General features: G+C 64.7%; 17 protein-coding genes. 11 read left to right on the forward strand and 6 right to left on the reverse strand.

Translation table 11 applies throughout. The features are described 5' to 3' along the window. Nucleotides 1-4 precede the first annotated feature (4 nt). From NUV89_RS13925 to NUV89_RS13970, 10 genes are all read left to right on the forward strand, one after another. Nucleotides 5-1,294, forward strand: a complete 1,290-nt coding sequence (locus NUV89_RS13925) for a DotU family type VI secretion system protein (RefSeq protein ID WP_257781767.1) — start codon at nt 5-7, stop codon at nt 1,292-1,294. Continuing rightward, nucleotides 1,291-4,791, forward strand: a complete 3,501-nt coding sequence (tssM, locus tag NUV89_RS13930; RefSeq protein WP_257781768.1) for a type VI secretion system membrane subunit TssM — start codon at nt 1,291-1,293, stop codon at nt 4,789-4,791. Before NUV89_RS13925 ends, tssM begins: the two co-directional genes overlap by 4 nt. After that, nucleotides 4,788-5,441, forward strand: coding sequence for a type VI secretion system-associated protein TagF (gene tagF / locus NUV89_RS13935; RefSeq protein WP_124526935.1), 654 nt, complete (start codon nt 4,788-4,790; stop codon nt 5,439-5,441). The genes tssM and tagF overlap by 4 nt, the downstream gene beginning before the upstream one ends. Then, nucleotides 5,442-6,161, forward strand: a complete 720-nt coding sequence (locus tag NUV89_RS13940) for a PP2C family serine/threonine-protein phosphatase (protein ID WP_257781769.1) — start codon at nt 5,442-5,444, stop codon at nt 6,159-6,161. It begins immediately after the preceding gene. Then, the gene (locus NUV89_RS13945; RefSeq protein WP_257781770.1) at nt 6,158-9,097 is read left to right on the forward strand and encodes a serine/threonine-protein kinase; all 2,940 of its coding nucleotides are present in this window, start codon (nt 6,158-6,160) and stop codon (nt 9,095-9,097) included. The genes NUV89_RS13940 and NUV89_RS13945 overlap by 4 nt, the downstream gene beginning before the upstream one ends. Continuing rightward, nucleotides 9,097-9,801, forward strand: a complete 705-nt coding sequence (locus NUV89_RS13950) for an ABC transporter ATP-binding protein (RefSeq protein WP_257781779.1) — start codon at nt 9,097-9,099, stop codon at nt 9,799-9,801. The genes NUV89_RS13945 and NUV89_RS13950 overlap by 1 nt, the downstream gene beginning before the upstream one ends. Beyond that, entirely contained in the window at nt 9,801-10,979 is a 1,179-nt protein-coding gene (locus NUV89_RS13955) for an ABC transporter permease (RefSeq protein ID WP_257781771.1), read from the forward strand. The genes NUV89_RS13950 and NUV89_RS13955 overlap by 1 nt, the downstream gene beginning before the upstream one ends. Further along, on the forward strand, nt 10,972-12,681 hold the full coding sequence (locus NUV89_RS13960) for a formylglycine-generating enzyme family protein (protein ID WP_257781772.1): 1,710 nt from the start codon (nt 10,972-10,974) through the stop codon (nt 12,679-12,681). Before NUV89_RS13955 ends, NUV89_RS13960 begins: the two co-directional genes overlap by 8 nt. A gap of 83 nt (nt 12,682-12,764) precedes the next feature. After that, nucleotides 12,765-13,700 (forward strand): type VI secretion system-associated lipoprotein TagQ, encoded by a 936-nt coding sequence (gene tagQ / locus NUV89_RS13965; RefSeq protein ID WP_257781773.1) that lies wholly within the window; start codon nt 12,765-12,767, stop codon nt 13,698-13,700. A 123-nt stretch (nt 13,701-13,823) separates the two neighbouring features. Then, nucleotides 13,824-14,198, forward strand: a complete 375-nt coding sequence (locus NUV89_RS13970; RefSeq protein ID WP_017735747.1) for a hypothetical protein — start codon at nt 13,824-13,826, stop codon at nt 14,196-14,198. Nucleotides 14,199-14,330: 132 nt separating this feature from the next. Here the strand turns inward: NUV89_RS13970 and NUV89_RS13975 are convergent, their stop codons facing one another. From NUV89_RS13975 to exbB, 6 genes are all read right to left on the reverse strand, one after another. Further along, a complete protein-coding gene (locus tag NUV89_RS13975) occupies nt 14,331-15,731 on the reverse strand; it encodes an aminoacyl-tRNA deacylase and HDOD domain-containing protein (RefSeq protein ID WP_257781774.1) in 1,401 nt (466 codons plus the stop codon). 77 nt (nt 15,732-15,808) lie between these two features. Continuing rightward, the gene (gene recG / locus NUV89_RS13980; protein WP_257781775.1) at nt 15,809-17,884 is read right to left on the reverse strand and encodes an ATP-dependent DNA helicase RecG; all 2,076 of its coding nucleotides are present in this window, start codon (nt 17,882-17,884) and stop codon (nt 15,809-15,811) included. An 8-nt stretch (nt 17,885-17,892) separates the two neighbouring features. Next, the gene (locus NUV89_RS13985) at nt 17,893-18,813 is read right to left on the reverse strand and encodes a hydrogen peroxide-inducible genes activator (protein ID WP_257781776.1); all 921 of its coding nucleotides are present in this window, start codon (nt 18,811-18,813) and stop codon (nt 17,893-17,895) included. 172 nt (nt 18,814-18,985) lie between these two features. Then, nucleotides 18,986-19,732 carry an energy transducer TonB gene (locus tag NUV89_RS13990; RefSeq protein WP_257781777.1) on the reverse strand — a complete coding sequence of 249 codons (747 nt, stop codon included), beginning with the start codon at nt 19,730-19,732 and terminating at the stop codon, nt 18,986-18,988. Continuing rightward, nucleotides 19,729-20,154, reverse strand: a complete 426-nt coding sequence (gene exbD / locus NUV89_RS13995; RefSeq protein ID WP_017735752.1) for a TonB system transport protein ExbD — start codon at nt 20,152-20,154, stop codon at nt 19,729-19,731. Before exbD ends, NUV89_RS13990 begins: the two co-directional genes overlap by 4 nt. A 6-nt stretch (nt 20,155-20,160) precedes the next feature. Beyond that, nucleotides 20,161-21,132 carry a tonB-system energizer ExbB gene (exbB, locus tag NUV89_RS14000; RefSeq protein WP_026136668.1) on the reverse strand — a complete coding sequence of 324 codons (972 nt, stop codon included), beginning with the start codon at nt 21,130-21,132 and terminating at the stop codon, nt 20,161-20,163. 188 nt (nt 21,133-21,320) lie between these two features. On the opposite strand from exbB, the gene NUV89_RS14005 reads away from it, so the two are divergent. Next, a complete protein-coding gene (locus tag NUV89_RS14005) occupies nt 21,321-22,172 on the forward strand; it encodes an SDR family oxidoreductase (RefSeq protein ID WP_257781778.1) in 852 nt (283 codons plus the stop codon). The last annotated feature ends 77 nt before the right edge of the window (nt 22,173-22,249 follow it).

Genomic DNA, 22,249 nt, shown 5'->3' on the forward strand with positions numbered 1-22,249 from the left:
CGCGATGCACCCCAATGATGACGATCGCACCCAGTTCATGCCGCGCCCCGGTGGCCGTGCGCCGGAACCTGCGCGTGCCGAACCTGCGCCCTTGTCGGTGCCGGCCGCGCCGATGCTCACCGGCAAGGGCCAGGGCCTCAACCCCCTGGAAAGCGCCGCCGGCCCGTTGCTGGCGCTGCTGACGCGTCTGCGCAAGACCATCGCCCACCCGGCGCCAGCCAGCCTGCGCGCGCAATTGCTGGCGTACCTGCGCCAGTTCGAAGAGCGCGCCGAAGCGGCCGGCATCGCCCGCAACGAAGTGCTGCTGGCGCGTTACGCGCTGTGCACCGCCCTCGATGAAGCGGTGTTGAGCACGCCGTGGGGCAGCACCAGTGATTGGGGCAAGCAAAGCCTGTTGATTACCGTGCACAACGAAGCCTGGGGCGGCGAAAAAGTCTTCCAGTTGCTCGACCATTGCCTGCAAAGCCCACGGGAACGCCTGTACCTGCTGGAGTTGCTGTACCTGTGCCTGTGCCTGGGTTTCGAAGGCCGTTACCGCGTGATGAGCGACGGGCGCAGCCAGTTGGAAGCCTTGCGCGAGCGCACGGCGGCGGCGATTCGCAGCGCCCGTGGCGAACACGAACGTGAGCTGTCGCCCCATTGGCGTGGCGTCACTGTGGCGCGGGATCGCCTGGCGCAATTCATGCCGCCGTGGATCACCGTGGCCATCGGCGTGGCACTGTTGCTGGCGCTGCTGTTCGGCCTGCGTCTCAAACTGGCGGCGGATGCGGAGCCGGTGTTCAAGAATATCCATGCCCTGGGCGAGATCCCGGTGCAGGCCATCGACCGCCCCGTGGCCCAGCCGAAAGTCATCGAGCGGCCACGCCTGGCGGGTTTTTTGGTGGACGACATCAAGGCCGGTCGGGTGGCCGTGGAAGATGCGGTGGACCGCTCCGTGGTGACCATTCGCGGTGACGAACTCTTCGCCTCCGCCAGCGCCAGCATTGTCGATGACTACCAGCCGCTGATGCTGCGCATCGCCGATGCCATCCGCAAAGTGAAGGGCCAGGTGCGCGTCACCGGGCACAGCGACAACCGCCCGATTGCCACGCTGCGCTTCCCGTCCAACTGGGCGCTGTCCGAGGCGCGGGCCAAGTCGGTGCTGGATATCCTGGCGGCGAAGACTGGCCAGGGTGAGCGCTTCAGTGCCGAAGGGCGCAGCGACACCGAGCCGGTGGCCACCAACAGCACAGCCGAAGGCCGCGCCCGCAATCGTCGGGTAGAAATCACCGTATTGGCGGAGGGCGTCGAGTGAAGGCGTTGTTCAGTTTCATGATTCGCTGGGTGATCCCGTTGCTCGGGCTGATCGCCCTGAGTTTGATTATCTGGTTTGTCGGGCCGTTGCTCGACGTGTTGGTGCCCGAAGGGCGCCGTTGGGCGCTGATCATTTTGGTCTTTGCGGTGTGGCTCGCCTACCGGGTGTTCCGCATCATCCAGGCGCAGCGACAAGCCGCCGAAGTGCTGCGCAGCCTGGCCGCCGAAACGCCGGCCGATCCCAACAGCGTGGCCACCGCCGAAGAACTCGGCACCCTGCGCCAGCGCATGGACGAGGCCCTGGCCTTGCTGAAAAAAGCCAAGCTCGGTGGCGATGAGCGGCGCAACCTCTACGAACTGCCGTGGTACGTAATCATCGGCCCACCGGGTTCGGGCAAGACCACGGCGCTGGTCAATTCCGGCCTGCATTTCCCGCTGGCCGCGCAGTTGGGCGCCGGCGCGGTGCGTGGCGTCGGCGGCACGCGCAACTGCGACTGGTGGTTTACCGACCAGGCTGTGTTGCTCGACACCGCTGGCCGCTACACCACCCAGGACAGCAACTCCACGGTGGATAAAGCCGCGTGGCTGGGCTTTCTCGACCTGCTGAAAAAGCAGCGTTCGCGCCGCCCCATCGACGGCGCCTTTATCGCCATCAGCCTCTCGGACCTGCTGCTCGGCAGCGACGCCGAGCGCGCCGCCCACGCCGCCGCGATCCGCCTGCGCATCCAGGAGCTGTACACCCAGTTGGGCGTGCGTTTCCCCATCTACCTGATGCTCACCAAGCTCGACCTGGTGCCGGGCTTCATGGAGTACTTCGACAACCTGAGCAAGGAAGAGCGCGCCCAGGTGTGGGGCATGACCTTTGCCCTGGACGACGGCAAGCACAGCGACAGCCCGCTGGCCCAGCTGCAAAGCGAATTCGCAGGTCTTGAACAGCGCCTCAACGAACGCCTGGTGGAGCGCCTGCAACAGGAACGCGACCCGGCGCGGCGCGACCTGATCTACGGCTTCCCGCAGCAGTTCGGCGCGTTGAAGGATTGCCTGCAAAGCTTCCTCGAAGGCGTGTTCAAACCCAACGCCTTTGAAGAGCGCGTGTTGCTGCGCGGCGTGTACTTCACCAGCGGCACCCAGGAAGGCAGCCCGATTGACCGCCTGATCGGGGCCATGGCGCAGAGCATGAACCTCGACCGCCAGCACCTGGCACGCCAGAGCGGCACCGGGCGCAGTTACTTCATCGAAAAACTGTTTACCGCCGTGGCGTTTGCCGAGCGTGGGCTGGTGGGGGTGAACCCCAAGGTCGAGCGGCGGCGCAAGTGGATTGCCCGGGGTGTGCTCGCGGCCACCGTGGCGTTGGTCGTGGTGGTCAGCGGCCTGTGGTGGGTGAGTTACCGCGCCAACCAGGCCTATATCGCCCAGGTCGATCAGAAGGTCGCGCCGCTGGGTCAGGCTGTGCAGAACCTCAGCCCGGCGCAACGCGACGTGCTTGCCGTGCTGCCGCTGCTCAATGCGGTGAAGAGCCTCGCCGGGGATGCACCGGGCATGTCCGAAGGCCTGGGCTTGTATCAGGGCGACATGCTTGAAGCCGAGTCGGCCAGCGTCTATCGCAAGCTGCTGATCGCCGTATTCGCGCCGCGTTTGGTGACGCGCATCGAGGAACAACTGCACGGCGGCGGCAATTCCGACTTCCTCTACGAAGGCCTCAAGGCCTACCTGATGCTCGCCGACAGCGAGCATTACGACCCGGACTTCATCAAGGCCTGGATCGCCCTCGACTGGGATCGCAACCTGCCTCGGGACTTGCCGGCGGATCAGCGCCAGGCATTGGCCGGGCACTTGCAGGCGCTGTTCGAGCGGCATCCGCCGAATGCGCGGCTTGATCCGCGCTTGATCGACGACCTGCGCCGCCAGTTGCAACAACTGCCGGTGGCCCAGCGCGTGTACGACCGGGTCAAGCGCCAGAAACTGCCGGAAGGCATCGCCGATTTCCGTCTCAGCGAAGCGGCTGGCCGCGATGCGGCGCTGGTGTTCAGCCGTAAAAGTGGCAAGCCGTTGGGCGAGCCGTTGAGTGGTTTCTTCACCGCCAAAGGCTATCGCCAGGCGTTCCTGTTGAGCAGCCTGAACCAGACCGGCACCCTCGCCGAAGAGCAATGGGTGCTGGGCCATGAGCAGGCCGATCAGCAGAACGTAATCAGCCTCGCCGGGGATGTACGCCGCCTGTACTTCCAGGATTACCAGCGCCAGTGGGATGCGCTGCTCGCCGACATCGACTTTGTGCCCATCACCAGCGTGGCCCAGGCCGCCGATGTGCTGCGGGTGATTTCCGGGCCGACCTCGCCGCTGAAAAAGCTGCTGGTGGCGGTGGCCAAGGAAACCGACCTGCAAGCCGAAGAACGCCAGCTGGCCGCCAAGGGCGTGCCGGTGGAAGGCGGGGTGGATAAGCTCAAGGAACGCCTGGGCAACCTGCTCGGCCAAGAGCAACCGAGCACCAACACAGCGCCGGCAACGGATGATCCGGTGACCGCGCACTTTGCCGAACTCAACAGCATCGTCAGCAAGAACGACGGTGAACCGGCGGCCATCGACGGTTTGCTGGCCGACATGAACGCGCTGTATGTGCAGGTCAGCGCCATGGTCGGCGCCAGCGGCGATGCGTTGCTTGGCGAGGCGAAGAACCAGGCGGCGGCTGCGGCCACGCGGGTCAGCCTGAATGCCGAACGCCAGCCACCGTTGGTGCAGGGCATGGTCAAGTCGGTGGTCAATTCCACCACCAACAGCATGATGGGCGGCGTGCGCAACCAACTGAACGCGGCGTGGATGAGCGAAGTGGTCAACGTGTATCGCCAGTCCCTGGCGGGTCGTTACCCGATGTCGCCGGGCAGTGCGCGTGACGCGACGCTGGATGATTTCGGCATGTTCTTTGGTGTCGGCGGGGTGATGGACAACTACTTCCGCAAGTACTTGCAGCCCTACGTGGATACGTCCGCGCAGACCTGGCGCTGGCAGCCGGGCGCGGCGCAGAAGCTGGGGATTGCACCGGGGGTGCTGCAAACCTTCCAGCGTGCCGCGACGATTCGTGATGCGTTCTTCCGCGCCGGCGGTACTCAACCCATCGTGCGTTTCGAGCTCAAGCCGGTGTCGATGGACCCGACCATCACCCAGTTCTTGCTCGACCTCGACGGCCAGCAACTGAGCTACGACCACGGCCCCAGCCGCCCGGTCGCCATGCAATGGCCGAACCCCGGCAGCATCGGCGTGGTGCGCCTGTCGATCCTGCCGCCTGCGGCCAGTGGCCGTTCCGGCGTGACCCTGGATGGCCCGTGGGCGTGGTTCCGCCTGCTGGAGCAATCGGACCTCAGCGCCGGCAACTCGCCGGACCGTTTCAACCTGCGCCTGCGCGTGGACGGCGCGAGCATCGCCTACGAGTTGCGCGCCAACAGTGCGTTCAACCCGTTCAAGAGCCGCGTGCTCAGCGGCTTCAGCCTGCCGGAGCGGTTATGACGACGGTGGGCTTCTACGGCAAGTTGGCCAGCCGCGGCGACTTTGTCAGCCGCGCCTTGCCCCAGAGTTTTGTCGGCCCGTGGGACAGCTGGCTGGCGGCGGGTTTGCTCGCCAGCCAACAGCGCCTGGGGGGCGACTGGCTCAACGTGTACCTGGTCAGCCCGCTGTGGCGCTTTGTGCTGGCGCCCGGCGTGTGCGGGCCGGACGCGGCGGCGGGCGTGGTGATGCCGAGCATCGATCGGGTCGGGCGCTATTTCCCGTTGGCGGTGGTCACGTTGCTCGACCACGACACCAATCCGGCGTCCCTCGTCGGCGGGCCGGACACCTGGTTCGAGCAGGCCGAAGAGCTGTTGCTCAGCACCCTCGACAGCGGTGCGACCTTTGAAGGCTTCAACGCCGGCATCGACGCACTTGGCGTGCCGCTGACCGAGCCGCGTGCGGTGGACAGCCGTTTCGCCGGCCTGCAACGGGTGGCCGCGACCTTGCCCCACGGGCGAATGACGGCGCTGGCCGAACAGGCCTGCGAAGGCGCCAGCCTGTGGTGGGGGCGCGGTTCTGAACGGATCGCCCCAGGTTTATTGCGGTGCCAGGGTTTGCCTGCCACCGACGATTTTGCGCAGTTTTTGCTCGGACAAGAAGGTGTGGTGTAGATGGGCGCGACGTACAAATCCGCGAGCAAAAGCCATGTGGGCATGGTGCGCCAGGTCAACGAAGACGCCTGCCTGGACCTGCCGGAAAACCGCCTGTGGGTGGTCGCCGACGGCATGGGCGGGCATGCGGCGGGGGATTACGTCAGTAGCCTGATCGTCGACAGCCTGCGCACGGTGCCGCTGGGCCGCTCCCTTGAGGAATATTCGGCGGCGCTGCGCAACGACCTGATCCGCATCAACGCCGCCGTGCGCGAAGAAACCGCCAACCGTGGCGTGACCCTGATGGGCAGCACCGTGGTGTTGCTGGCCGCACGCGGCTTGCGCGGCGTGTGCGTGTGGGCCGGTGACAGCCGCCTGTACCGCCTGCGCGACGGCGTGCTGGAGCGCATCTCCCGCGACCACAGCTACGTGCAAGACCTGCAAGACAGCGGCTTGCTCAGCGAAGCCGATGCCCGTGTGCACCCGCGCGCCAATATCGTCACCCGCGCCATTGGCGTCGAAGCCCAGCTGGAACTGGCGGTGGTCGACCTGCTGATCGCCCCCGGCGACAGCTACCTGCTGTGCAGCGACGGCCTCAACAAGACCGTCGAAGACCACGAAATCCGCGAGGTGCTCAGCCATGACGCGCCGGACGAAATCGTACGCAGCCTGGTGCACCTGGGGCTTAACCGGGGCGCGCCGGACAACATCACCACCATCGTCGTGAAGGTCTCGGCATGAATATCCTGATCCCCGGCTACGACATCCACGGCGAGATCGGCGAAGGCGCCATGGCCAGCGTGTACCTGGCGACCCAGCGCTCGCTGGAGCGCAAAGTGGCGTTGAAGGTGATGGCGGCGGCGCTGGCGGCGGACCCGCAGTTCTGCGAGCGCTTCCTGCGCGAGGGCAAGACCCTGGCGCGCCTGTCGCACCCGCACACGGTGACCATCCATGACATCGGCAACGTCGGTGAGCTGTATTACATGGCCATGGAATACCTGCCCAACGGCACGCTCAAGGAGCGCATCGCCGCTGGCATGACCCCGGAGCAGGGCGTGACGCTGATCCGCCAGATCGCTTCGGCCCTGGGTTACGCCCACGCGCAAGGCTTGGTGCACCGTGACGTCAAGCCAGCGAACATCCTGTTCCGCGCCGATGGTACGGCGGTGTTGTCGGACTTCGGCATTGCCAAGTCCCTGGACGACCGCACCCAATTCACCCAGGCCGGTTTTGCCGTGGGCACGCCGAGCTATATGAGCCCGGAGCAGGCGCGGGGCCAGGAGATCGACGGCCGCGCCGACCTGTATGCGCTGGGCGTGGTGCTGTATGAAATCCTCGTCGGCAAGCTGCCCTACAGCGGCACCGATGCGCTGTCGACGGCGCTGGCGCACCTGACCGAGCCGTTGCCGGAATTGCCGGTGCACCACGGTCGTTATCAGAACGTGCTGCGCAAGCTGTTGGCTAAAGATCCCGCCGAACGCTTCCCGGATGCGGCGGCGTTGTTGCTGGCGCTGGATCAATTGCCGATGGATGCGCCGGAGGCCACCTTGGTGCGGCCGCTGCCGATTCCGATGAGTTTTGATCTGGCGGGGATTACGCCGGAATCCATCGAGATTCCCACCGACAAACCCCAACCGGTGCGCCAACCGGTGGTGCCGCCGACCCAGCACAGCGAACAGCGCCGTGGCCCGGTTCTGGCGCTGGCGGCGGTTGCCGTGGCGGTGGCGTTGGCGATTGGCGGTGCCAGTTATTGGTGGTTGAGCGGCAGTGATGCACCGGTGGCTAAACCGCCGATTGCAGCAGTGCCGAGCGTGGCACCGGTAGCGCCCGACGTGGACGGCGGCCAGCGCCCGCTGTTGATGGCGGGCAAGAAAACCCTGTTCCAACGTGTGCTGAGCAAGCCCGGCGCCAAGCTTTCCGCTGACGCCGGCAGTGCGCCGGGCAAAGCCTTACCGGCCTTCTCCGTGCTCTATGTGTACCAGCGCAAGGACGTCGACGGCAGTCCCTGGGTACGTGTCGGCGCCGCCACCGATGGGCGCAGCGACGGTTGGTTGCCGGCGGCCCAGGTCAGTGACTGGAAGCAGAGCCTGGTGCTCAAGTTCACCGAGCGCTCGGGCCGGGCGCCGGTGATGTTCCTGCGCCAATCGGCTGAGGTGGAAAAGCTCCTGGCCGATCCCGCCGCCGCCAAAGGCGCCTTGGCCAAGGCGCAGAAAAACAGCGACGACAACAGCCAGGTCCTGGCCCTGGAACCGACCGCCAGCGCCGTGCCGCAGAACCAGTTCTACCTGTTGCCGATCTTCGATGCCAAGGAGAGCTTCGACGAAAACGGCCAGCCGGTGCAGTTGCTCAATGTCGCGTCCATCGACCCGGGCACCCGCGCCGCCAAGCCGCTGGCCAATGCCGATGCGTTCCGCACCGCCGTGGTGTTGGTGGTCGATACCACCGTGTCGATGCAGCCCTATATCGACCAGGTCCGCGACGTGGTCCACGAACTGCAAACCCGCATCGCCGAGCGTGGCGAGTTGGACAGCGTGAGCTTTGGCATGGTCGGTTTCCGTAGCAGCGTGAAGAAGACGCCGGGCCTGGAATACGTGTCCAAAACGCTCATCACCCTGGACCAGGGCCGCGACCCGCAGCGCTTTCTCGACATGGCGCGGCAGGTCAAGGCGTCCACCGTGTCCAGCCATTCCTTCAACGAAGACGCGTTTGCCGGCGTGATGCAGGCGGTCGATGGCATGGATTGGTCGGGCTACGGCGGGCGCATCATCCTGCTGGTCACCGACGCCGGCGCGCTGCGCAAGAACGACCCGTTCGCCGCCACCCAGATGAACGAAGCCGAAGTGCGTCAGGCGGCGTTGGGCAAGCAGATCAAGATCTACGCCCTGCACCTGCGCACCGACGCCGGCAAGGCCACCCACGCCGGCGCCGAGAGCCAGTACCGCATCCTCACCGCCGACGCCAACCCGCAGATCGGCGACCTCTACACGGCGGTGCCGGGCGGCGACGTGCGCAAGTTGGGCCAGCGTGTGGATGAGATCGGCACGGTGTTCGCCAACCTCGTGCACCAGGTGCGCAGCAACACGCCACAGCCGTCGCCGTTGCTGGGCAGTGCGCCGAGCCTGTCGGACAAATCCGCCGCCGTCGGTTATGCCATGCACATGGATTTCCTCGGGCACAAAACCGCGAGCCAGGCGCCGCAACTGGTCAGCGCCTGGACCGCCGACCGCGACCTCACAAACCCGGCGCTGCCGGCGTTCCAGGTCTGCGTGATGCTGACCAAGTTGCAGCTCAACGACTTGCAGCAGTCGCTGAAACTGATCGTCGATGCGGCGCGCAAAACCCAGAGTTCACCGAAGGATTTCTTCCAGGAAATCGCCAGCGCTTCGGCCTATATGAGCCGCGATCCGCAAGCCCTGCGCAAGGGCGGCAACCTGGCCGATGGCGGCCTGCTTGGCGAGTACTTGGAAGGCCTGCCGTACCGCAGCAAGTCGCTGAACATGACCCAGGACTTGTGGTTGTCGTTGAGCGTGGCCGAGCAGGAAGACTTTATCGATGAACTGGATTCGAAAATCCGCCTCTACGAAACCTTCCACAACGACCTGGCCAATTGGGTGCGTTTCGGCGACGCCGAGCCGGGTGACGCGTTGTACCGCGTGCCGCTGTCGACGTTGCCGTGATGCTGGACCTGAGCGCGGTGCACAAGAGCCGGGGCGTCGGTAGCCAGCGCTATAGCCTGGTGATCCCGGCCCTGCATTTGCGTGCGGGTGAGCAAGTGGCGATTGTCGGGCCGAGCGGCTGCGGCAAGAGCACCTTGCTGGATGTGCTCGCGCTGGTGTTGGCGCCGGATCAGGTGGGGCGGTTTGCATTCCATCAGCAGGACATTGCCGGGCTGTGGCGTGCGGATCAGCAATCGGCCCTGGCGGCGCTGCGCAGCCGGCACCTGGGGTATGTGCTGCAAACCGGTGGCCTGCTGGGCTTTTTGGATGTGCGCGGGAATATCGCGTTGTCCCGGCAACTGCTGGGGTTGAAGGACGACGGCAGCGTGGTGCGCTTGGCCGAGCAACTGGAAATCAGCGACCAGTTGGCGAAAAAGCCCGCCGCATTGTCAGTGGGCCAGCGCCAGCGCGTGAGTTGTGCGCGCGCCTTGGCCCACGCACCGCAGCTGGTGCTGGCGGATGAACCCACGGCGTCCCTTGACCCGCTGAATGCCGAACGCGTGATGCACGCGCTGCTGGCCCAAGCCCGCGAGCACCGCGCCGCCTGTGTGATCGCCACCCATGACGAACCGCTGGCCCGCGCCAGTGGCTTGCAGGTGCGGCGCATCAGTTGCCGCCGCGACGCCGACGGCGGCGTCACCGCCACCCTTGGGGAGGCGTGCTGATGCGCATCGCTCTGGTGGCGTCCCTGGCCTGGCAGGACTACCGCAACGACGCGTGGTTGTCGGCGTGTTCCGTGCTGGCACTGGTGGCGGTGATCGCGCCGCTGCTGGTGTTGTTCGGCCTGAAATTTGGACTGGTTAGCAGTTTGACCGAACGTTTGGAAAACGACCCCGCCACCCGTGAAATTATTCCGCTGGGCGGTGGTCGATTCAGCAGCGCATTTATCGAGCAGTTGGCTGAGCGTAGCGATGTGGCCTTCGCGCTCCCGCGCACGCGGCAAATTGCGGCGACGGCGCAGGTGGGCGCGGTGACCCTGGAGATGCTGCCGACGGCGCCGGGTGATCCGCTATTGAGCGGTCTGCCGATGCCCCGAGGTCTCGATCAGATCGTGCTCAGCCACACCGCCGCCGAAAAGCTTGCGGCCCGGCCCGGCGATTGGCTGGAAACCCGTTTTGCCCGCCAAGTGGCAGGGCGTGTCGAGACCCAGCGCACGCGCGTGCAGGTGCTGGCGGTGTTGCCGCTGGAGGCCTTCGCCCGTGACGGCTTGTTTGCCGGCTTGGGCCTGCTGGAAGCGGCGGAAGATTATCGCGACGGCCGAGCGGTGCCGGCGTTGGGTTGGACGGGTGAGGCGGTGAGTGAGCAGCGCATCTATCCAGCGTTTCGCCTGTACGCCCGCAGCCTCACCGATGTTGAACCATTGCGGGTGTTTTTCGCCGAACAGAACCTGTTGGTGTCGACCCAGGCGCACACCATCGCCCAGGTGCAGTCGTTGAGCCGCAACCTGTCGATCGTGTTCTGGGTGATCTGCGGCTTGGCGTTGGCGGGGGCGTTTGCGGCAATCTTCGCCGGGGCGCTGGCGGCTGTGGCGCGCAAGCGCCGGGAATTGTCGGTGTTGCGCCTGTTGGGATTTTCCACCGGCGGGCTATTGGTGTTTGTGCTGCTGCAAGCGCTGTACAGCGCAGGTTTTGCTGCCGTGCTCAGTGCCGGGCTGTATGGCCTGGCCGAGGCGGGTTTGAATCAACTTTTCGTGCAGGTGCCGGGCGAGTACGCCAGCCACCTGTTGGCGCGTCATTACGGCCTGGCCCTGGTTGCAGTCATGGGCGTCAGCGCCGTGGCGGCGCTGTGTGGTGGTTGGCGAGTGGCGCGGATCGAGGCTTCTGAAGGAATCAGAGATGTATAAGTTACTGGGCGCCGCCGTGGCGCTGAGCCTGGCCTCGATGGCCTGGGCCGATGAAGCGAGCGATAGACTCGATAATCCAAAACCCTTGGAAGGCGACGTCAGCCTGCCGTTGCCGTGTGACGGCAACATGGTGTTCCGCTACGTCTACGTGCTGGCCCAAGGCACCCTGGATGACCGCGAGATCAGCCTCGGCTACCCCTTCGCCGAGGGCGAGGCGGGTTATCAACAGTCGTTCATTTCCGGCTACCGCCGCGACTTTATCAACGGCCAGTTCACCCTCAAGGACCTGCCCAAGGCGTGGAGCAAAGTCATCACGCCCTTGATGCCGAAGACCGACGCCAAGACCCCGCTCAAGCCGATGCTGTACTTCATCGGCAAGTACGAAGTGACTGCTCGCCAATACGCCCAGGTCATGGCCCAGGCGCAGTCGTTGGCCAGTGGCGAACCGGCGCCGGCCTGCGACGTGCCCAGCGGCATGGCCGGGCGGTTGCCAGAGGTGAAGTTGTCGCGCTTTGAAGCGGAGCGCTTCTCGGCGGTGTACAGCGCGTGGCTGCTGAAATACCACCGCGACCTTCTGCCGGTGAGCGGGCGCGGTTCGTCGGCGGAGGAGGGCGGCGTCGGTTTTGTGCGTTTGCCCACCGAAGTCGAATGGGAATTCGCCGCGCGTGGCGGCCAGGCGGTGAGCCGTCAGGACCTGGAAGGCCGGCTGTTCCCGCGCCGCGCCGAAGGCAGTGACAGCGACGGCCCGCTGGGCGACTACGCGGTGTTCAACCAGGTCGCGGGTGGCACCGGCCAGGCCGCGCGCCTGATGCCCATCGGCACCAAACTGCCCAATCCCATCGGGATGTTCGACGTGATCGGTAACGCCGCCGAGATGGTCCAGGAATCCTTCCAGCTGGTGCACGCCGGACGTCGCCAGGGTACTTATGGCGGCTTTGTGGTCAAGGGTGGCAACTACCTGGAAGGCGAAGGCACGCTGTTTACCGGCATGCGCCGCGAGTACCCGTTGTTTGGCGCCGACGGCACCGAGCAAAGCAACGAGACCACCGGTTTTCGCGTGGCGATTGGTGCGTTGTCGGCGCCGCGTTCGCGCTACAAGGAGCTGTTTGCGCAGTGGCAGAAAGAAGGCCGCCTGGCTGCGCTGACCGACGCCATCGACGACGCCCAGGACCCAACCAAGCGCCTGGACAGCATCATCGCCGCCAGCGCCGATCCCAAGCTGCAAGCGGAGCTGGGGCTGGTCAACGAAGAGCTCAAGCGCAATGTCTCGCTGATCGCCCAGCAACGCGAAGAAGCGGCGGGCAACCTGATCCAGTCGGCGGCGTTGGTCGCCGAGACCATCGGCAACTACAACATCCGCCTGGCCAACTTGCAGAAGAGTCGCCAGCAGGCCGTGGACAACAAGGATGACGCCAGCGCGCAGCTGTTTGCGATGGCCATCACCAACGGCCGCAGCGCCCTCGACGGCGCGGTGGCGATCTATATCGACAACCTGGCCACCGGCACGCGCTACACCGATGCGGTGATCCAGGCGCAGTTTCAACGGATCAAGGAAGAGTTGGATCGCAAGCCGGTGCTCGGCAAGAGCCTGGTGACGCGCGCGACACTGTTCGTCCGCCATGTCGGCAACTACCGCAAGCAACAGCGGGCCGACCCGGCGACGATCTTGAAGGAATTGCTCGCAGCGAGCGGTCAGCGATGAGCGCTGGCTGTAGGGCGAGCTTGGAAGGGACTCAGGCGGCGTTGGGCCGTGCTGGGCAAGTCAAACTAAAAGAGAACACACCTATGCTTTTTTCCCGTAAGGCGGTTTCCAAGCGTCACTTGTTGTTGATCGCGGCCGGCTTCAGCACCGTGCTGACCGGTTGCGCCACGTCGCCGGCGTCCAAGGTCGCGTCGAGCACCAAGGTCGAGTACTACCCGAACTGCTACGAGCCGGTGCAGCACCTGCGCAGCACTGATTCGGACATGACCAAGTCGGTCGTCACCGGTGCCGCCCTCGGCGCAGCCGGTGGTGCACTGCTGGGTGCCCTGACCGGCGACTCCGACAAGCGCGGCCGCAACGCGGCCATCGGCGCAGCGGGCGGCGCCCTGGCGGGTGGCGCGGCGGGTTACTACACCGAGCGTCAGAAGCAGATCAGCGATGACAACCAGCGCATTGCGTCCTACGCCACCGACGTCAACAAAAGCGCGTCCGACATCGACCGCAGCACCGCCTACGCCAAGGCGTCGCAGCAGTGCTACCAGAGCGCGTTCACCAAGCTGGTCAACGACCGCAAGGCCAAGACTGTCAACGACACCGAAGGCCGCAAGCGCCTGGCGGAAATCGTCGCGGGCCTGAAGGAATCCAACGACCTGATCGTGGCGGTCAACGGCAAGGCCGCCGAGGACCTGAACAACTACAACCAGGCGTACGAAAAAGACCTGCAACAAGTCAGCGTGCAGCGTGCTGACGTGGTCACCGTGGCCACGGCCGACACCGCAACGGTGGTCCCACCGGCGGGCAAAGCCAACAAAGGCAACAAAGTGGTCAAGCCACCGAAAAAGCCACCCCTGCCAGTGGTGCCGCGTGAAGCGGTCGATACCGAGAAAAGCTTCCAGACCGTGAAAGTCAGCCAGGCTGAAAGCAAGAAGGTCGCCAGCGCCGGTAAAGCGCAGATCGAAGGCACTTGCCGCGATCCGAACCTGACCGACTGGGCACCGGTACCTTGCCCTAACGTATAAGCAACATGCTGCTATAAGCGTCAAACGCCAGCCGATCTTCCGTCAATGCGCCAGATCGGTGGCGTTCTTTTTGCAAATCGTTAAACTGCTGCGGCCACTCAATAATTACCCGAGGCCGTGTGCATGAAATTTCGTCTTCTCCTGTGGGTGCTGGGCCTGATGATGGGCAAAGCCAGCCGCAGCAATCCTGCCTTCCAGCAACAGCTGGGCGATAAAGACCTGGCCTTCCAGTTGCAGACCCTCGACGGCAAGGTTGCCCGTCACTTCATCGTCAAAGACCAACGCATCACCAGCCGCTCGGGTGTTCACCCGGCGCCGGCGTTTGCGATTGCGTTCAAGGATGCCGCCTACGGCTTCGCCACGATGCAGGCGAAGAACAAGCAACTGGCGTTCATGACGGGGATTCAGGACAAGTCGATCCAGATCAAGGGCAACCCGGCGCTGGTGATCTGGTTCCAGGGGTTGACCAAGTATTTGAAGCCGAAGAAAAAGAAGTAGGCTTTCAGGTAGACCGAGGTGGGTTCTTCGCGAGCAAGCCCGCTCCCACATTCTCGACCGCATTCTCATGTTGGAACTCGGTTAAATGTGGGAGCGGGCTTGCTCGCGAAAGCGGTCTGACAGGCTACAGAATCAGGCCTGGCTGAACTGCGAGGCCAGTTCGCGCAACAGCACCTCGGCATCCAACACCTTGCCCACCACTTCCTCCGCCTTGTCCCGGGTCAGGCCCAGGCGCTCCAGCAGTTCATCGGGAATGGCGGCGTCCGGCCCGGAACCGATGCCACGGCTGCGCAACAAGCGCACGGCCAGGCACACCAGGTTCGGGTACTCGGCATATTGGCCGTCGTAAGTCGGGTCGTGCTGGAAGCGCAGGGCTGTGGACAACTCGTCCGGCATGTCCCAGTAACGCATCAGCCAGGCGCCGATCTGTTCGCGGCTGATGCCCAGCAGGTGCTGTTCCACGTAGCTGTGGCACAGGTGCGGGTTGACCTCCAGGTGACGGCAGATCAGCGAGAAATGCGGCGGGAACACGTGGGCCAGCAGCAGGTAGCCAAAGTTGTGCAGCAGGCCGGCGAGGTAGGTCAGGCCGGCTTCCGGGCGCTGGGCGCGGGGCATGGCGCGGGTCAGGCCTTCGATCACGGCGGCGGTGTAGATCGACTGGTGCCAGTACGGCGTCGACTGGTGCGGGTGGTCCTTGGGCAGGCTCAGGGTCTTGCCCAGGGCCAGGCCCAGCGCGAGGTTGATTACCAGGTCGAAGCCCAGCACGCGGACGATCGCATCTTCCACTGAACGAATCTTGCCCGGCGACGCGTAGTACGGCGACGCGGCCCAACTCACCACTTGGGCAGCCAGGGCGGGGTCGGTTTCCACCACGCCGGTGATGTCATCGATGGTGGCGTTGGGGTCGACGCGCAGCTTGATGATCTTTTGCGCGGTGTCGGCCAGCGGCGGAATCTCGATGGTCGCTTCCAGGCGTTGCTGGATGCGGCGGGCGGTGAATGCCTGCATCGCCTGGGTGATTTCCTCACGGTCATCATTGGGGCGGTCGAGGTTCGGGCGGATGTTGCTCAGGGGCTCGCCGAACTGCGCGGCGCTGGCCTTGGTGAGCATGCTTTTGAAGTGCTCGCTGGCGATCTCCAGCAGCAACCCGGCTTCACCCGAATGCACCAGCAGGCTTGGCTCGTTGAGCAGGCTGCCTTCGTACAGGCACGGCGAGCTGGTCAGCGCCGGCAAGCCCGGCAGCAGGGCCAGGGCGTGCTTGCCGAGCATGCGCTCGACGCGCTCCGGCGCCACGGCGGTAAGGCGGCGCCCGGTGAGTTCGGCGAGGCGGTTGAGGTCGAGCAGTTGGTTCTGCGGGAACAGCACCATCAGAGCGCCCACCGCATCTTCCAGCAACACCGCTTGAACCTTGCGTGCAGGGTTCAAGCCTGGGTGTTCGGCGACTTCCGTGTAGGGGATGGCGAGCTTTGCGAGCAGAGCCTGAATGACCGGCGGGGCGGTCAGTGGGGCTGTGGCGAGGGCTACTTCTGACATGGCCTGATCCAATTTCTTACAGTCAACGGAGTATAACCAGCTTGGTACATCTGTTGGTCGTCTAAGTGAGTCAGGCGTCACACTTGGCCGTATTGCTGCCCATGTCGGAGCCAGCGGTCCAGCAGTGGGCTGACATGTTCCGGCCAGCGCTCCAGCAAGGCTTGCGCGGCATCGCGCACGGCGGGCAGCAGGTCGGCGTCGCGCATCAGGTCGGCGACCTTGAATTGCAGCAGGCCCGTCTGGCGCGTGCCAAGCATTTCGCCGGGGCCGCGCAGTTCGAGGTCTTTTTCGGCGATGACAAAACCGTCGTTGGTTTCGCGCATGATGCCCAGGCGCTGGCGACCGATTTGTGACAGCGGCGGGTGGTACAGCAGCACGCAATGGCTGGCAGCGCTGCCCCGGCCAACGCGGCCGCGCAATTGGTGGAGTTGGGCGAGGCCCAGGCGCTCGGGGTTTTCGATAATCATCAGGCTGGCGTTGGGCACGTCCACACCGACTTCGATCACGGTGGTGGCCACCAGCAGTTGCAGGTTACCGGCCTTGAATTCGGCCATCACCGCGGCTTTTTCGGCGGGCTTCATGCGGCCGTGGATCAGCCCGACCTTGAGTTCGCCGAGGGCGCTGGTGAGGTCTTCATAGGTGGTTTCGGCGGCCTGGCAGGTCAGCTCTTCGGACTCTTCGATCAGCGTGCACACCCAGTACGCCTGGCGGCCTTCGGCACAGGCGCCGCGCACGCGCTCGATCACTTCGACGCGGCGGGTGTCGGTGACCAGCACGGTGTTGACCGGGGTTCGGCCGGGGGGCAGTTCGTCGAGGATCGAGGTGTCGAGGTCGGCGTAGGCGCTCATCGCCAGGGTGCGTGGGATCGGTGTGGCGGTCATGATTAGCTGGTGCGGGTTCATGCGCCCGCCCACGCCTTTCTGGCGCAGGGCCAGGCGTTGTTGCACGCCGAAGCGGTGCTGTTCGTCGATGATGACCAGGGCCAGGTTCTTGAACTTTACTTCGTCCTGGAACAGCGCGTGGGTGCCCACCACCATCGGTGCGCCGCCGGCGATCTGCTCCAGCGCGGCTGCGCGGTTCTTGCCCTTGAGCTTGCCGGCCAGCCACGCGACTTCCAGGCCGAGGGGTTCGAGCCAGCGCTTGAAAGTGATGAAGTGCTGCTCGGCGAGAATCTCGGTGGGTGCCATCAGCGCCACCTGGTAGCCGGCTTCCAGCGCTTGCAGGGCGGCGAGGGCGGCGACCACGGTCTTGCCCGCGCCCACGTCGCCCTGGATCAGGCGCAGCATCGGTTCTTTCTGGCTGAGGTCGTAGGCGATTTCATTGCCGACGCGTTGCTGCGCCCCGGTCGGCGCAAAGCCGAGGTTGGCCAGGTATTGCGCCGGCAGTTTTGTGGCCTTGGGCATTGCGGGCGCGCGCAGGGAGCGCATGCTTTCGCGCAGGCGTTGCTGGGACAGTTGGTGCGTCAGCAGTTCTTCAAAGGCCAGGCGGTGCTGGGCCCAGTGGTGACCGAGGGCCAGTTCGTCCACATCGGCATCGGCCGGCGGGTGATGCAGGTAGCGGATCGCATCGTCCAGCGGTGCCAGTTGATAGTCGCGGGCCAGTTCCAGCGGCAGCCAGTCGGGCAGGCTTTTTGGGCCGAGCATCGTCAGGGTCTGCGTGCACAGTTGGCGCAGGCGCTGTTGGGTCAGGCCTTCGGTGAGCGGGTAGATCGGCGTGAGGGTGGTGTCCACCGGCGGCGGTTCGTCGCCGGTGATGGCGCGGTATTCCGGGTGGTAGATCTCCAGGCCAGAAGCGCCGGGGCGCGCTTCGCCGTAGCAGCGTACGCGGGTGCCGCGCTTGAGGCCTTCTTTCTGCGCATTGCTGAAGTGGTAGAAGCGCAGGCTCAGGCCGCCGGTGCCGTCTTGCAGGCGCACCACCAGGCTGCGGCGCTTGCCCATCACCACGTCGGCACCGCTGACGGTGCCTTCGACCACCGCGTCCTGCCCGGGGCGCAAATGGCCGATGGGCACCACGCGGGTGCGGTCCTGATAACGCAGGGGCAGGTGGAAGAGCACGTCCTGGAGATTCTCCAGGCCGACCTTGGCCAGCTTTTCGGCCATGGCTTCACCGACACCCTTGAGTGCCGTCACCGATACCTGCGACAGCTCAGTCATACGCGGGCTTAGCTCGCAACGGGCGGCTTGGCCACCGAGCACAGGCGGATCGAGTCGGCGAGGATCTCAATGGCTTTGGGCCGTGGGAAGCTGGCGCGCCAAGCGATGGCCACGGTGCGGAATGGCACCGGTGGCGTCAGTGGGCGCACTTCGATCACGCCGGGGGCGTAGTGATGGCTGTCGACGGCCGACAGCGGCAGGATCGAGATGCCCAGGCCGGAGGCGACCATATGGCGGATGGTTTCCAGGGAGCTGGATTCCACCGTGGTGTGCTTGGCGCCGTCGTTGCCCTTGGTCAGGGTCGGGCAGGCTTCCAGTACCTGGTCGCGGAAGCAGTGGCCTTCGCCGAGCAGCAACAGGCTCTTGTCGTTGAGCAGGGCGGCGTCGATGGAAGCTTTTTGCGTCCATGGGTGGTCGGCCGGCATCAGCACCTGGAACGGCTCGTCGTAGAGCGGCAGGGTCAGCACGTCAGCCTCGTGGAACGGCAGGGCGATGATGATCGCGTCCAGCTCGCCGTTGCGCAGTTTGTCGCGCAGCACGTGGGTGAAGTTTTCTTCGATATACAGCGGCATCTGCGGCGCGACGCGGTGCAGTTGCGGGATCAGGTGCGGGAACAGGTACGGGCCGACGGTGTAGATGGCGCCGACTTTCAGCGGGGCGGTCAGCTGGTTCTTGCCGGCCTGGGCCAGCTCGCGAATGCTTTGTGCCTGCTCCAGCACCTTCTGGGCCTGGGCAACGATGCCTTCGCCGACGGGGGTGAGGCGCACGGCGCTCTTGCTGCGCTCGAAAATCAGCACACCGAGTTCGTCTTCAAGCTTTTTCACGCCCACCGACAGCGTCGGCTGGCTGACATGGCAACGCTCGGCCGCGTGGCCGAAGTGCTGCTCTTGGGCGAGGGTCACGATGTAGCGTAATTCTGTAAGAGTCATAGCGGGCGTCCATGAGGTTGCGGGCCAAGCATAACGGCTGCAATCGATAGACGCACGTTATCAGAAGTTTGTTGGGGATTGAGCGGGGAATGCCGGGGATTTTGTGGGAAAGGGATTTTATCGGGGTATGAAATCAAATGTGGGAGAGGGTTACCCCCTCTCCCACATTGTCTTAGCGGCGTTTTTCGATGTTGTACACGAACGGTGCAACGATCTCGATGCTGCCACCCTTGAGCATATCGGCCGGCGGCTTGGGCAGTGGCTGGGCACGACGGATCATGTCCAGGGTGGCGCGGTCCAGGTCGGCGTTGCCGGAGCGGCCCACCAACTCGTAGGACAGCACGTTGCCTTCACCATCGACCACGAAGCGCAGGCGGTTCAGGCCTTCCTTGCCACGGGCCTGGGCGCCCGGCGGGTACTTCTTGTACTTCTGCAAGTGCGCCAGCAGGGTGCCTTCCCAGGAAGCCTTGGCCGCCACCTGTTGGGGCGACGGGCCAGGTACGGGCTGGGCCGATTTTTCCGCAGGCGCGTTGGTCGGTGGGGCGTCGCTCGGCGGCTCTTCGGAAGGTTTCTCCTTGGGCGGCTCGATTTTCTTCTCCACCGGCTTGGGCGGCTGCGGTTTCGGTTTAGGCTTGACCGGCTTGGGCACCTGGATCGTCGGCTTGGGTGCTTCGGCCAGTTTCGGCAATGGCAGTTCTTCGACCGGCGCTGGCGGTTGCGGCGGCGTGACCACCTTCGGCGGGGCCGGAGGTGGCGGCGCGGGCATCGGTGCCAGGTCGATGACCATGGCAGCCGGCGGCAACTGCACCGTGTGCGGTGCGGACCATTGAAGCGCGATGATAATCGCGACGGCATGCACGCCCAGCACGACAGCGAGGCTTGTGCCATAACGCGTCAGTTTGTGGCGCGTCGTGATCATTTCTTGGCTGCCGTCTCAAGTCCGACCAGGCCAACCTTGAGGTAGCCGGCTGCCCGCAGGGCATCCATCACGCTCATCAGGTCGCCGTAGTCCACGCCCTTGTCGGCCTGGAAGAAGATCGTCGTGTCTTTCTTGCCCTGGGTCTTGGCGTCGAGCACCTGGCCGAGGGTTTCGGATTTGACTTCTTCTTCGCCCAGGAACAGACGCTGGTCCGCCTTGACGCTGAGGAACACCGGCTTCTCTGGCCGCGGCGCCGGCTTGGCGCTGGAGGCGGGCAGGTCGACCTTGATATCCACGGTTGCCAGCGGTGCGGCCACCATGAAGATAATCAGCAGCACGAGCATCACGTCGATAAACGGCGTGACGTTGATTTCGTGGTTCTCGACGAGTTCGTCGTCGCCTTGATTCAAATGCAGGCCCATGGCCGATTACCCCACTTTCACCATGTGCGGTTGCGAGCTGCGCTCGGTAGGCAGGTGATCGAGGTCGCGGCTGACCAGCAGCAGGACTTCTGCCGACGCGTCCGATACCTGGGCCTTGTAGCCGGCAATCGAGCGGGCGAAGACGTTGTAGATCACTACCGCAGGAATTGCCGCAACCAGGCCCAGGGCGGTGGCCAGCAGGGCTTCGGCGATGCCTGGGGCAACGACGGCGAGGTTGGTGGTCTGGGTTTTGGCGATGCCGATGAAGCTGTTCATGATGCCCCACACGGTGCCGAACAGGCCGACGAACGGTGCGGTGGAACCGATGGTTGCCAGCACGCCGGTGCCGCTGCTCATGTTACGACCGCAGGCGGCCACCAGGCGCTCAAGACGGAAAGCCACACGTTCCTTGATGCCTTCTTTTTCGCGGGTGTTGGCCGACAGGCGCATTTCTTCCAGCGCGTCGTGCACCAGGGTGTTGGCCAGGGTGCCCTTCTTGGTCGCGCTTTCGCTGGCTTCCTTGAGGGTGGTGGCTTTTTTCAGGTGGACGATTTCAGTGCGCAGGCGACGCTTGGCGCCCAGCAGCTCGAAGCCCTTGGCGATCCAGATGGTCCAGGTGATGATCGAGGCGATGGCCAGGCCGATCATCACGGCCTTCACCACGACGTCAGCATTCTGGTACATGCCCCACGGCGACAGGTCGTGGGCCATGCCCAGGGTGTTGTCTTCTTCCAGGACCACGCCGGTTTCGTCAGCGGCTGCCGGGTCTGCAGCCAGGGCTGGGTCGGTGGCAGCTGGCGCTGCGGCCGGAGCTGCGGCTGGCGCGGCAGTGCTGTGTTCGGCAGCGGCAGGAGCAGCCGGGGCGGTGGCGTCGGCGAAGGCTGCGGTCGGAGCCAGCAGGACGCTGAACAACAGCGCAGCAATCGCGCGCCAGGCGCGGGACGTGGTTGGCGAAGCGGGGGTTGTATTACGTGTCATGCTGGCCGGACCTGAGAAGAAAAAATGGGTGATCGTCCATCAAGACCCAGGGGGCCGAGGACAAATGGGTGCTTATTATTGCAAGTAATTCTTGTTAACAGAAGTAATACAGTAACTTTATTTGTCCTTTTTCTGGCCGCCGGTCAGCTGTGAGGGCTAATCTAGACCTTTGAGAACGGAGTTTTGTGATGTCTGTGCCTTCTGTTGTGATTGCCGGTTGCGGTGATGTGGGTAGTCGGCTGGCTAGCCAATTGCTGGCCTCGGAATGGGAGGTTCATGGCCTGCGGCGCGATGTTTCGCGCCTGCCCGACGGGGTGATCGGCATTGCCGGTGACCTGTTCAACAAGGACTGCCCGGACACCTGGCCGATTGGCGGCGTGGATTACCTGGTGTATTGCGCTGCCGCGACGGACCACGACGAAGCCGGGTATCGCGCGGCTTACGTGCAGGGCTTGAAGCACGTGCTGGAGTGGCTCGACGACTACGGCCAGACGCCGAAACACCTGCTGTTTGTCTCCAGCAGCAGTGTGTATGGGCAGCAGAACGGTGAGTGGGTTGATGAATCGTCCGACACCCAGGCGCAGGGCTATTCCGGGCAAGTGATGCTGGAAGCCGAGCAAGTGGCGCTCGATAGCAGCATCCCGGCGAGCATCGTGCGTTTGACCGGTATCTACGGCCCGGGTCGTGAATGGCTGCTGACCCAGGTACGCCAGGGCTACCGCGTGGCGATCGACCCACCTTTATATGGCAACCGCATTCATGCGGACGACGCGGCGGGCTTGCTCGCGTTTTTGCTGCGGCATGTGGAGCAGGGCGGTCAGTTGGACAAGGTCTATATCGGCGTTGACGATGCGCCGGCGCCGTTGGCCGAGGTGGTGGACTGGTTGCGTGAGTATCTGGGCGTGACGGAATGGGCGGATGACGCCAGTGTGCGGCGTGCGGGGAGTAAGCAGTGCAGTAATGCGCGGGTGAAGGCTCTGGGCTGGAAACCAACTTACCCGAGCTATCGGGAAGGTTATGCGGCCATCCTCAAGGGCTGAAACGCGGTCAAAAATGTGGGAGCGGGCTTGCTCGCGAATGCGGTGGATCAGTCGACATTTTCAGTGACTGACACACT

The organism is Pseudomonas sp. 18.1.10, assembly GCF_024655625.1.
In the GTDB taxonomy this organism is placed as follows: domain Bacteria; phylum Pseudomonadota; class Gammaproteobacteria; order Pseudomonadales; family Pseudomonadaceae; genus Aquipseudomonas.